The organism is Stenotrophomonas sp. STEN020 (assembly GCF_056760195.1).
Map to the genome: position 1 here is coordinate 1 of NZ_JBRREI010000086.1, position 12287 is coordinate 12287.

A 12287-nucleotide genomic window follows, 5' to 3' on the forward strand; every position below is an offset into this window, starting at 1 on the left:
AGGATTTTTCGACGATACATCCATGTATCGTCGAAAAACGACGTGCGTCCTGCACGTCGCCCCGTGCGGGGTCTTGTCTGCCAGCTCCGTCGCTGCGGAAGGGGCCCGGTAAGTCAACGGCGGAAGCAACAGCAACAGCAACAGCAACAGCAACAGCAACAGCAACAGCAACAGCAACAGCGGCAACGGCAACGGCAACGGCAACAAGCGCATCGACTGTGGGCTGATATGGATCGGGGTTGCGCACCCCTTGAGAACTGCCGGGATGTGTTCCGAAAGCCAATGCCCTTGATCGGCAAAGTCAGCGGTAGCCTGCGCTGGCGCATGTGCTGGTGACTCGCGTGGAATGAATCGCGTTGTTATAGGTAAACCATGACCATTGGCCGACTCGGCAGCTGCTGTTCACTGGCTAGACTCGGTGGTTTGTCGTCATTGGGCCTGAGGCCGGGGAAAGCATGATCAAGCGGGGATTGTTGGCGTTGTGCATGGGCTTGGCGGTGAGCGCTACGGCGCAGGCGGCCGAACAGGTGGATCTGGACATGGTCAGCAAGATCCGCCAGGAGGCGTTCCACCGTTCGCAGGTGATGGATACCTTCAGCCATCTGACCGAAACCATCGGCCCGCGCCTGAGCAATTCGCCGGCCATGACCCAGGCCAATGTCTGGAGCCGTGGCAAGTTCAATGAGTGGGGCTTGGTCAATGTGCATGACGAGGCCTTTGAGGACTTCGGTCGTGGCTGGGAATTCACCTCGGCCAGCGTCGAGATGCTGGGCCAGCGCGTGCAGCCGCTGCACGCCCTGCCCAAGGCGTGGACGCCGGGCACCAATGGTGCGGTGGAAGGTGAGCTGATCCAGGTCGATATCAAGAAGTTGGCCGACCTCGAGAAGTACAAGGGCAAGCTGCGCGGCAAGATCCTGCTGCTGGGTGATGCACGCGAATACAAGCGTGGCACCGAGTCGGATTCGCATCGGCATGACGCGACCTCGCTGGAAGGCCTGCAGGCGTTCACCATTCCCAAGGCGGCGGAAGAGGACCGTGCGAAGCGGCTGAAGGAGTTCAACGAGCGGCAGGAGCTGACCAAGGCGGTCAATGCGTTCTTCATCGACGAAGGTGCGTTGGCGTCGATCAGCATCAGTGGCTGGGACAACGGCATCATCCGCGTGGCCGGTGGTGGTTCACGCAAGGCCGGCGAATCGGTGGGCATCCCGGAGCTGGCAATGATCGCCGAGCACTTCAATCCGCTGGTGCGTGCGCTCAAGGACAAGCAGACGGTGAAGCTGCGGGTCAACGTGGACGCGCGCTTCACAGACGACACCAATCAGCCGGGCCACAACACGTTGGCCGAGATCCGCGGTAGCAGCAAGGCTGACGAGATCGTGATGCTGGGTGCGCACATGGATTCCTGGCACACCGGTACCGGCGCGGCTGACAATGCTGCGGGCGTGGCGGTGATGATGGAGGCGATGCGCATCCTCAAGGCGGTGGGTGCCAAGCCAAAGCGCACGATCCGCGTGGGTCTGTGGAGTGGTGAGGAGCAGGGTCTGGTTGGTTCGCAGGCCTATGTGGCACAGCATTTCGCGCGTTATCCGGAGCCGGCCGATGCGACGCAGAAGGCGCTGCCAGCGTCATTGCGTGAGCCGACGGGTCCGTTGCAGAAGCTGCGTGATTACGAGAAGTTCCAGGTCTACTTCAACATGGACAATGGTTCGGGTCGGTTCCGTGGCATCTATGCGCAGGAAAACATGGCGGCGATGCCGATCTTCGAGGCATGGTTGAAGCCGTTCAATGATGTGGGGGCGACCACGGTGGCCACGCGCAATACCGGCAGCACGGATCACATCAGTTATGACCGGGTTGGCCTGCCGGGCTTCCAGTTCATCCAGGACCGTCTGGATTACTTCAGCAATGTGCACCACAGCCATCTGGATACCTGGGATCACGCCGAGGCGGAGGATCTGAAGCAGGCGGCGGCGATCGTGGCTTCGTTCGTCTATAACGCTGCGATGCGCGAGGAGCGGTTCCCGCGCAAGCCGTTGTTGGAGAAGTGAGTCTGGCAGCTGGCGCGTAGTAGCGATTTTGGAAGGGCCGCATTGCGGCCCTTCTGCTTTTTGGGGCAGAACAGGGAAATGCTTGATTCATGCCTTCTCCCGCCTGCGGGGGAAGGTGCCCGAAGGGCGGATGGGGGGAGCTTTGGCTTTGGCTTCGCTTCTTGATGAAATGCCAAGGCAAGAGCTTTCACTCCCCTGCGGGGAGCGAGTCACTTTTCTTTGCTTGTGCAAAGAAGAAGTAACCAAAAGAAAGCACACCCTGCCTCCGCGCCCACGCCGCTGCGCGGCGCGGGTCCACTCCGCCGGCAGGATTTTTCGACGAGACATCCCTGTCTCGTCGAAAAACGACGCACATCCCTGTGCGCCGCCCCGTGTGGGGTCTTGTCCGCCAGCTCCGTCGCTGCGGAAGGGGCCCGGTAGGTCAAAGGCTGGAGCAACGGCAACGGCAACGGCCGAAGCCGAAGCCGAAGCCGAAGCCAGAGCCAGAGCCAGAGCCAGAGCTGCCCTCACCCCAACCCCTCTCCCGTGAACGGGAGAGGGGCTTATAGTTGCAGGTCGCTGGCTCTTGATGCGTCTTTCGGTCCGCGCGCGAAGGGCTGGAGCGGGTTCGAAGCACCGGCAGGGGGGAAAAGGTAAAATGCCCCGATTCCAACTTCTGCGCCCGTCATGACCGTCCGTACTCGCTTTGCCCCCAGTCCCACCGGCTACCTGCATATTGGTGGCGCCCGCACCGCGCTGTATTGCTGGCTGGAGGCGCGTCACCGTGGCGGTGAGTTCGTGCTGCGCATTGAAGATACCGACCGCGAGCGCTCCACCCAGGCCGCCATCGATGCCATCCTCGAGGCGATGGACTGGCTGGGCCTGGGCTATGACGAAGGCCCGATCTACCAGACCGCGCGCGTCGCCCGCTACCAGGAAGTGGCAGAGCAGCTGATTGCTTCGGGCAAGGCCTACTACGCCTACGAGACCAAGGAAGAGCTCGACGCCATGCGCGAAGCCGCCATGGCCAAGCAGGAGAAGCCGCGCTACAACGGTGCCGCCCGCGAGCTCAACCTGCCGTACAAGGACGACCCGAACCGCGTCATCCGCTTCAAGAACCCGCTTGAAGGCACGGTGCTGTTCGATGACCTGATCAAGGGCAATATCGAAATCGCCAACAGCGAGCTGGATGACATGGTCATCTTCCGCCCGGATGGCTACCCGACCTACAACTTCGCGGTGGTGGTCGACGATTGGGACATGAACATCAACGAGGTCATCCGCGGTGATGACCACATCAACAACACCCCGCGCCAGATCAACCTGTACGAGGCCATCGGCGCGCCGGTGCCCAAGTTCGGCCATATGCCGATGATCCTGGACGAGCAGGGCGCCAAGCTGTCCAAGCGTACCGGGGCGGCTGATGTCATGCAGTACAAGGACGCTGGCTACCTGCCCGAGGCGCTGCTGAGCTACCTGGCCCGTCTGGGCTGGTCGCACGGTGACCAGGAGATCTTCACCCGTCAGGAGCTGATCGAGCTGTTCGACGTCACCAACTGCAATTCCAAGGCCGCGCGCTTGGATATGGCCAAGTTAGGCTGGGTCAACCAGCACTTCCTGAAGACCGAAACCCCTGAATCCATTGCCCCGCAGCTGGTTTACCAGCTGGAAAAGCTGGGCCTGGACGTCAGCAAGGGGCCTGCCCCGGTCGACGTGGTCATCGCTCTGCGCGAGCGCGTGCAGACCCTGAAGGAAATGGCTGAGAAGGCCGTGGTCTGGTACACCCCGCTGAACGAATACGACGAAGCTGCGGTTGCCAAGCACTTCAAGCCTGGTGCCGACCTGCCGCTGGCCAAGGCCCGCGAGCTGCTGGCCAATGCTGAATGGACCGCCGAAGGCGTGTCGGTCGCGTTGCATGACGTGGCCGCACAGCTGGAAATCGGCATGGGCAAGGTCGCCCAGCCGCTGCGCGTGGCCATCACTGGCACGCAGGTGAGTCCTGACATTTCCCATACCGTGTATCTGGCGGGTCGCGACGAGGCCTTGAAACGCATCGACGCAGCACTCATCAAGATCCCAACGGCCTGACCCTGAGGTAGACATGACCGAAGCACACTCCTGTACCGCCCCGCACCACCACGTCGAAGACGCGGCGGGCTTTGTCGCGGTGGTCGAACGGGTGTGCCGCGAGCGCGGATTGCGGCTGACCCCGATCCGCGCCAACGTGCTGCGGCTGATCGCCGAGGCAGGCAAGCCAGTCAAGGCCTACGAGCTGTTGGAATGGGTGCGTGAAGGCAAGGGTGTAGGCGCTGATGCCCCGCCCACGGTGTATCGCGCGCTGGATTTCCTGATGGCCAATGGCTTCGTGCACAAGCTGTCGTCGGTCAACTCGTTTGTTGCCTGCCACCACCCGAGCAGCAACCAGCACTCGGTGCCGTTCCTGATCTGCGACCGCTGCCATAGCGCAGTGGAGCTGGAAGACCGCGACATCGTCCGCCAGCTGGAAGCCCGCGCCAAGGAGCTGGGCTTCAAGCCGCAGGCGCAGACGCTGGAAGTGCACGGCCTGTGCGCGAACTGCGCAGGCTGAGGCTTTAGCCCCTCTCCCTGCGGGACAAGGGGGTGAGGGGAGCGGAGCTTTGTAGGAGCGGCGTAAGCCGCGAAGCCCCTAGGCTTAGACCGCCCCGGTTACTTCGGTGCGGTCAATGCGCCATCGGCTTCGGGTTTTGCAGTGGCTTCGCGGCTTACGCCGCTCCTACAACAGCCCACTGTGCTTACGGTTTCGGCTTTGCCTCGTAGACCACTTCACCATCCTTGATGGTCTGCAGCACCTTGATGGTGTGCAGCTGGGTGCGTTCGATGCTCAAGGGGTTGTCCGAGAGCAGCACCAGGTCCGCGCGCTTGCCGACTTCGATCGAGCCTTTGCTGCTCTCTTCGCCATACTGCCGCGCTGCCCACAAGGTGATCGCCTTCAGCGCGATCGCCGGTGATACACGCTGATCCGGCCCCAGCACACGACCACTACGGGTCACACGGTTTACCGTCGCATCCAGCACCCGCATCGAATCCGGGAATACCACCGGCGCATCGTGGTGCGAGGTGAATACCATTCCCGCATCCAGCACCCATTGCGTGGGCGAGATGTTCTCGGCGCGCTCCGGGCCAAGTACCGAGTCTCGGTGCCAATCACCCCAGTAATAGGTATGCATCGGGAACAGCGAAGGGAAGATGCCGAGGCGGCGCAGTTCGCCAACCTGGTCCTTGCGCAGGGTCTGGCCGTGGATCAGTACGGGGACGAGATGTTTGTCCGGGTACTTGGCTTCAGCGGCGGACACGGCATGGATCAGCTGATCGATGGCGGCATCGCCATTGGCATGTGCCAGCACCTGCCAGCCATGGCCCCAGGCCTGGGTGATGAGGTCATCGGCCTTGGCGGTGGGGAAGGCGGGATAACCGGCATAGTCCGGTTTCTCGCCCTCGGGAACCTTGTAGTAGGGCTTGGTCAGCCAGGCGGTCTTGCCCTGTGGCGAGCCGTCCAAGGTGATTTTCACACCGCCGATGCGGAAGTGGTCGGTGTAGTTCAGGCCATAGAACGGGCCCTGCATGGCCGGGTTCTGCAGGGCCACTTCAATATCGGGATAGGACACCACGTCGATTTTGAGCTTGCCGGCCTTGGCCGCCATCGGCAGCAGCTGCAAGGTGCCGGCGTCGGACTTGCCGTCCTGTGCAGTGGTGTAGCCGTATTTCATGTACAGCGCCTGGCCGGCTTCGAGCATGGCCAAGGATTGCTCGGCAGTCATCGCCGGCATCAGCTTGGACAGGGCGATGTTGTGCGCGCTTTCCTCCAGAACGCCATCAGGCACGTTGCTGCCGGATTCGCGGCGGATCACGCCACCCGGTGGATTGGGCGTGTCGGCGGTGATGCCGGCCATTTCCAACGCCTTGCTGTTGTAGGCGCCGAGATGGCCGGACTGGTGCATCAGGATGATCGGTATATCGGTGGCGATCGCATCCAGATCCTGCCGGGTTGGATGCCGCTGTTCGACCAGTTGTGAATCGTCGTAGCCGAAGCCGATCAGGACCTTGTAGCCTTCGGGCGTGGTCGGGTGCGCGCGGAACTCGCGCATGATCTTCTGCAATGCGGGGATCGAGTTGCCTTCGCCGTCGGGCGCTGGCAGCAGATTGGCCGACAGTGCCTGCAGGCCAACGCCGGAAACGTGGCCGTGGGCATCGATGAAGCCCGGCGTCAGGGTGTGGCCTTGCAGATCAATCTGCTGCGCCTGCGGACTGAAGCGGCGTGCTGCCTTGCGGGTACCGACAAAGGCGATGCGGCCATCGCGTACGACGATGGCCTCAGCACCGGGGTTGCGGTCATCCACGGTGACGATGGGGCCGCCGGAGTACAGCGTGTCGGCTGCGTTGGCTGAGGTGGCCGTGAGTGCGGCCAGTACGGAGAGCGCCAGAATCATTTTCACCGAGGGTTCTCCCGGCTGTGAGCAGGGGTACAGCCTAGCGCAATAGGGTTAAGGCTTTGCTGTCTCGCTTGCGCAACAGGGGAGGGTTGGGGAGGGGTTGGCTTTTCGGCCTTCCTACTCATGTCAGCTTCGCGGCTTACGCCGCTCCCACAAGATTGTTGGAAATGCCCTTGCCGAGCATGGCTCGGCACTACCGTGCGGCGGTATCCACTTCCACCACCACCGACATGCCGGGGCGCAGGCGTGCGGCCAGCGCTTGGTCGGGGTCGATGGCGATGCGGATCGGTAGACGTTGCACCACCTTGGTGAAATTGCCGCTGGCGTTGTCGGGCTTGAGTACCGAGAACTCGGAGCCGGTGGCCGGGGCGATTTGTTCGATGCGACCGGTCAGCTTCTTGCCTTGGAAGGCATCGACACTAAAGGTTGCTGGCTGACCGATGGCCATGTTCCAGGTCTGGCCTTCCTTGTAGTTGGCCACTACCCACAACGTATCCGGCACCAGGAACAGCAACTGGCTGCCGGCGGTAACGTATTGCCCAAGCCGCACGGTCGCCTCCGACACCTGACCGTCACGAGGGGCCTTGATCACGGTGTTGTCGAGGTCGATTTTTGCCAGTTCCAAGGCGGCTTCAGCCATGGCGACCTTCGCTTCCAAACCCTTGCGTGCGACCTCGGTGGAGGTGAGGGTTTCCTCTGCGATATGGATGGCCGCCTGCGATTGCGCCACGCTAGCAGTTGCTGCCTGCGTGGAGGCGCGCAGCTTGTCACGGTCGCTGTTGGAAACGAGTTGCTGTGCGGCCAGGGCTTCATAACGTTGCAGCTCGGTGCGACTGCGTTGCTGCTCGGCCTGCTGCGCTGAATGATTTGCGCGGGCCGAGCTGATCTGCGCGCGGTTCTGCGCCTGGCTCTGGTCGGAGTTGGCCAGCTGCGCGCGTGCATCTTCGAGAGAGGCCAATGCTTGATCCACCTTCTGCTGATAGATGCGCTGATCAATGCGTAGCAGCGGCTGGCCCTGTTTTACGTGGTCGAAGTCGCTGACCAGCACTTCGGTGACATAGCCGTTGACCTGCGGTGCCAGCACCGTGACTTGACCGCGCACATAGGCGTCATCGGTGTGCATAAGCGTGCTGTTGAACGGCCACAGCTGCCAGGCGCGCAGGATCAAGGTCAGTCCGACCAGGGCGACGATGATCATCAGCACCACCGCGCTGCGGCTGGGCCGGTTGTATTTGGACACGGCCTCGGCGGGCGGTGCTGAGGCTTTCTTTTCGGTCTTGTTGCTCATGTTTCTGCTCGGTTGTCCTGGGCCCCGGCGCGGTCACGCCGGATCACCTGTTTCACGCGTGGATTGCGCAGTGTCACTTCCAGCAACAGCCAGCTCAGGAAGCAGATCGCCACCCAGCCACTGAAGGCGAATACATCATTGAACGCGCGAACATTGGCCTCGCGCCTGGCCGCTGCCGCCAAGGCTGCACTGGCCTGCGCCTTGAGTTGTACCGGATCGGTGATGACGCGAGCGTAGGCTTGTTGCTGCAGTTGCAAGCGTCGCGCTACCTGCGGGTCGGCGGGATTGAGCTGGCTGACCAGCGCGGTGGAATAGATGTGCTCACGGTGCAGCTGGAAACTGCTCAGGAAGGCCGAGCCGGCAAGACTGCCGAAGCTCTGCGTCAGCGACAGGATCACGATGAAGGACACGATGTGGTCCAGCCCGCGCGCCATCGCTTGGCGTATGCCCATCAGCATCAGCGGGCCCATGAACATGCCGCTGCCCACCGCCGCCAGGAACTGGCTGAGGGCGAAATCCATCGGCCGGTCCATGCTGGTGCGGTGCTGGTCGAGGAAGGCTGCACTGCCGAGCAGGATGATCGAGACCAGCAACTGCGGAATCAGCGCCTTCGGCCCGAAGGTCAGCGCGCCGGCAGCAATACCGACCAGCACGCCGACAAGTATCACCCCAAACAAAGGCGCCATCTGCTCCGGCCCCATGCCAAGTGCGCGCATCATCGAGATCATTCCGTAGGACTGCTCGTTGGTCAGGAAGCGGATCAGGAATGCGCCGACGATGAAGCGAAGCATCACCGGTCCCATCAACCAGCGAACCTGCAGCAGCGGGTTGCGGCGCTGGTGCTCGATGCACAGGCCGGTGGTGATCAGCACGACTGCGGCAGCCAGTGCCCAACCCAACCAGGGTGAATCAAACCACCAATGCAGATAACCCTGGCTCAGCACCACCACCAGCAACGCCAAGCCCGGCGCGAGCAGGGCGAAAGTGAGGAAGTCGGTGCGTTCGAAGACTTTGATCTGGATGCCGGGTGGAAGCTTGAGCACCACCACGGCGGCGAACGAGCACAGCGCCAAGCCGGCTTCAAACAGATACAGGTTCTGCCATTCGCCATGGTCGAGCAGGCTGGGCGACAACAGCCACGCCAAAGGCACCGCCAACTGCGACAGGCCAACGCCGATGACCAGCAGGTTGCCCACGTATTTGCGCGGCAAGGCCTGCAGCATGTACAGCGTGCCCAGTGTGGTGCAGGCGGCGCCGGCAAAACCGCTGCCTGCGCGTACCAGCAAGGTGGTCGTGTTGTTGCCGACAAACAGATGCAGCACCGCCAGCGCGGCGTAGGTGCCAAGGCCGATCTCGGCGAACAAGCGGATGCCGTATTCCTGGCGGAATTTGAACACCAGCAAGTTGGCGCTGACGTTGACCATCAGATAGGCGGCCACCAACCAATTGGCCTCGCTGGCCTGCAGCCCCATCTGGCCGGTGATCACAGGCAGGTTGGCGCTGATCAACGCATTGCCCAACCCGCCGGTGATCGCCACCAGCACCGCCACGGCGGCGTAGGCCGCCCGCCGGTGCGGGGGATGCCAGGGCATCGAGGCCGAGCCTGGCAGGCTTGGCTTCTCGTGCTCTTCCCAGTCCGGAATGGGCTTGAGGGGCTTCATGTGCGTTCCGTTGCAGCCTGCACGGACAGGCCGGGACGCAGCAATTCAATCGCACGCCGTGCGAGGGTGGTGCGATCTTCGACGGTGCGCCCGCGCAACGCTGCGCCGAGCATGCCGGAGATCAAAGAAATATCGGACAGCTGCAGGTCGGGCCGGCATAGCCCCGCGGCTTTGGCGCGCAGCAGGGCCGGTTCGGACAGGCCAAGAATGCGCTCGCGTGCGGCCTTGATCGCGGGTTCGTCCTGGTCCACCGCGCGCCAGTAGTCGGCCAGCGCTGGCGAGTACACGATGCGCTTGGCCATGCCGATGATCAGCTCGAACAGGGCGTCGTCACGCTCGCCCAGCTCCACCAGATGCGCTTCGATCTTTTCCACGGTCCGCTGCAGCAGGGCCTCGATCAGCGCGGTGCGGTCGGGGAAGTTGCGGTACAGCGTTGCCCGGCCTACGCCGGCGCGTGCCACCACCAGGTCGAGTGGGGCGGTGATGCCGTGCTCGCCGAACACAGCGTCGGCCGCATCCAACAGCAAAGCACGACGCACGGCGGCATCGGAGCGAATGGAAGTCATGCCGCATATAATCCGGACAAAAGTGTCCGGTTTCAATGGGTGCGGTGAAACGGGCCGTTGCAGCGGCCCATTTCGTTCAGCTCGCGGCGAGCTGGCGGCGCAGTGGTGCTTCGCGGATCGGCAGGTTGATCAGCGCTGCAGCGGCGGCCAATGCCATGTCCGCGTACCACATCCAGCTGTAGTCGCCGCCGTATTCCAGTGCTACGCCACCCAGCCAGGCACCGAAGAACGCGCCGATCTGGTGCGAGAACAGGGTCAGGCCAAACAGGGTGCCCATGTGACGCGGACCGAACAGCTTGCCGACCAGTCCTGCGGTGGGTGGCACCGTCGCCAGCCAGGTGAAGCCCAGTGCGGCGGCGAACACATAGAAGGTCATCGGTGTCGGCGGCGAAGCCAGATAGACCGCGATCAATACGGCGCGGCTGAGGTACATCCAGAACAGCAGCCATTTCATCCGGAAGCGTTCGCCGAGTGCGCCGATGATCAGGCTGCCGGCGACATTGAACAGGCCGATCAAGGCAATCGATACCGAGGCCACGTTCGGCGACAGCCCGCAAAGCGCGATCTCGCCGGGCAGATGGGTGACCAGGAAGGCGATGTGCACGCCGCAGGTGAAGAAGCCAAGATGCAGACACCAGTAGCTGCGGTCACGCAGGGCGCGTTGCAACTGCGGGCGCAGAGCTTCGCCATCGTCGGCCGCTTCGCTGCGGGGGGCCCGTTTACGTAGTGGCCACGCCAAAGGCAGTGACAGCAGCACGATGAAGGCCAGTGCATACAAGGCCTTGATCCAGCCGAAAGCACTGAGCAGCAGCTGCACCAGTGGCGCGAACAGGAATTGGCCGAGTGAGCCGCCGGCGTTGATGATGCCGGCCGCCATCGAGCGCTTCTGCGCGGGAATACGCCAGGCGGTTGCGCCGATCAGCACCGAGAAACTGCCGGCACCGGCGCCGGCGGCCAGCAGCAGGCCGAAGCTGAGGTTCAGCCCCCAGGCGCCGGGCAGCAGGGTTGCCGCGAGCAGGCCGACCGCCAGCAGCACACCACCGCCGACCAGTACCGGCAGCGGTCCACGCTGGTCGGCCATGGCACCGAAGAATGGCTGCACTGCACCCCATACGAATTGGCCGATCGCCAGCGAGAAACTGATCTGGGCGATGCCGAGCCCGGTCGAAACATGGATGGGGTCGATCAACAGACCGCTGGTCTGGCGCACGCCCATGGTCACCATCAAGATGCTGGAGGCGGCCAGCAACAGCAGCCACGGTGTGCGGGTGGGGGCTTGGGTGCTCATGCTGGTTGCTCCTGTTCCAGTGAATGCGTAAGTGCTTCCAGCTGTTGGTTGAGATCCGTGATGCGTTTGCCGCCGAACAGTGCTTCTATCTCCTGCTGGGCTTGTTGCCAGAGTGGGAAGGCCTTCTGCAGGCGGCGCTTGCCGGCGGCGGTGATGTGCAGCTGGCGCTGGCGGGAATCTGCGCCGGGCGCGGAGCTGAGCAGGCCGGCGTCGAGCAGCGGTTTGAGGTTGCGGGTGAGGGTGGTGCGGTCCATGCCCAATGCATCGGCGAGCTCACCCAGCGGACGTGGCTGGCTGGAGCGGCGCAGGATGGAGTAGGCGTTGAGGCTCAGGTCGGCGGCGGCCAGATGACGGTCATAAAGCTGGGTCACGCGGCGTGTGGCGCGGCGCAGCTGGAAGCAGGTGCAGGGGCTGGAGGTGTCCATCGGCTTGTGGGGCAGGGCGATGGGTTGGAGTTTATGTGCATATGCACGTAATTGCGAGGGTGGGTTGCGCAGTCTTGCTCTTGCTGTGGTTTGGCTGTGGCTCTGGCTTCGGCTTCGGCTCGGCTCGGCTCGGCTCGGCTTTGCTTTGCTTTTTCCTTCCCTTCTCCCGCTTGCGGGGGAAGGTGCCCGAAGAGCCTGCCCCCGCGAAGGCGGGGGGCGGATGGGGGGCTCTTGATTTGGCTTCGGCAGTTTTTGAAATGGTTCCCACATAAATTGCTCGGCGCGAAGAAAAACCACCTTGCGGTGGTTTTCATCTGTGCTCGGACTGTGAGGGGCGGTAGAAGCAGAAGTAAGAACAAGAGCTTGCCCTCACCCCTACCCCTCTCCCGCAGGCGGGAGAGGGGAAAGCAGGAGCCAAAGCTCAAAGCCAAAGCAACAGCTCAAAGCCAAAGCAACAGCTCAAAGCCAAAGCAACAGCTCAAAGCAACAGCTCAAAGCAACAGCTCAAAGCAACAGCTCAAAGCAACAGCTCAAAGCAACAGCTCAAAGCAACAGCTCAAAGC

Annotated in this window: 11 protein-coding genes; 4 read left to right on the plus strand and 7 right to left on the minus strand. The window is 62.8% G+C overall.

Features of this window, described 5'->3' with window-relative positions:
- Positions 1-213: hypothetical protein (locus ACVOLZ_RS21270; protein ID WP_481517866.1), on the minus strand; the 213-nt coding region annotated here is incomplete at its 3' end.
- Positions 214-455: 242 nt separating this feature from the next.
- Between ACVOLZ_RS21270 and ACVOLZ_RS21275 the strand changes: the two genes are divergently transcribed.
- The 3 genes from ACVOLZ_RS21275 to ACVOLZ_RS21285 all read left to right on the plus strand — a co-directional run bounded on the left by ACVOLZ_RS21275 (position 456) and on the right by ACVOLZ_RS21285 (position 4614).
- A complete protein-coding gene (locus ACVOLZ_RS21275; protein WP_481517867.1) occupies positions 456-2048 on the plus strand; it encodes a M20/M25/M40 family metallo-hydrolase in 1593 nt (530 codons plus the stop codon).
- A 666-nt stretch (positions 2049-2714) separates the two neighbouring features.
- The gene (gene gltX, locus ACVOLZ_RS21280; RefSeq protein ID WP_481517868.1) at positions 2715-4115 is read left to right on the plus strand and encodes a glutamate--tRNA ligase; all 1401 of its coding nucleotides are present in this window, start codon (positions 2715-2717) and stop codon (positions 4113-4115) included.
- A 13-nt stretch (positions 4116-4128) separates the two neighbouring features.
- Positions 4129-4614, plus strand: coding sequence for a transcriptional repressor (locus ACVOLZ_RS21285; protein ID WP_481517869.1), 486 nt, complete (start codon positions 4129-4131; stop codon positions 4612-4614).
- 184 nt (positions 4615-4798) lie between these two features.
- On the opposite strand, the gene ACVOLZ_RS21290 is transcribed toward ACVOLZ_RS21285, so the two are convergent.
- The 6 genes from ACVOLZ_RS21290 to ACVOLZ_RS21315 form a co-directional block, all read right to left on the minus strand.
- Positions 4799-6493 (minus strand): amidohydrolase, encoded by a 1695-nt coding sequence (locus tag ACVOLZ_RS21290; protein WP_481517876.1) that lies wholly within the window; start codon positions 6491-6493, stop codon positions 4799-4801.
- 196 nt (positions 6494-6689) lie between these two features.
- Entirely contained in the window at positions 6690-7784 is a 1095-nt protein-coding gene (locus tag ACVOLZ_RS21295) for an HlyD family secretion protein (RefSeq protein WP_481517870.1), read from the minus strand.
- Positions 7781-9445, minus strand: a complete 1665-nt coding sequence (locus ACVOLZ_RS21300; RefSeq protein WP_481517871.1) for an MFS transporter — start codon at positions 9443-9445, stop codon at positions 7781-7783. The genes ACVOLZ_RS21295 and ACVOLZ_RS21300 overlap by 4 nt, the downstream gene beginning before the upstream one ends.
- Entirely contained in the window at positions 9442-10011 is a 570-nt protein-coding gene (locus ACVOLZ_RS21305) for a TetR/AcrR family transcriptional regulator (protein ID WP_481517872.1), read from the minus strand. Before ACVOLZ_RS21305 ends, ACVOLZ_RS21300 begins: the two co-directional genes overlap by 4 nt.
- Before the next feature lie 76 nt (positions 10012-10087).
- A complete protein-coding gene (locus tag ACVOLZ_RS21310; RefSeq protein ID WP_481517873.1) occupies positions 10088-11299 on the minus strand; it encodes an MFS transporter in 1212 nt (403 codons plus the stop codon).
- Positions 11296-11724 (minus strand): MarR family winged helix-turn-helix transcriptional regulator, encoded by a 429-nt coding sequence (locus tag ACVOLZ_RS21315; RefSeq protein ID WP_481517874.1) that lies wholly within the window; start codon positions 11722-11724, stop codon positions 11296-11298. Before ACVOLZ_RS21315 ends, ACVOLZ_RS21310 begins: the two co-directional genes overlap by 4 nt.
- 252 nt (positions 11725-11976) lie before the next feature.
- Here ACVOLZ_RS21315 and ACVOLZ_RS21320 point away from each other — a divergent pair.
- A partial coding sequence (locus ACVOLZ_RS21320) for a hypothetical protein (protein WP_481517875.1) occupies positions 11977-12287 on the plus strand: 311 nt, incomplete at its 3' end.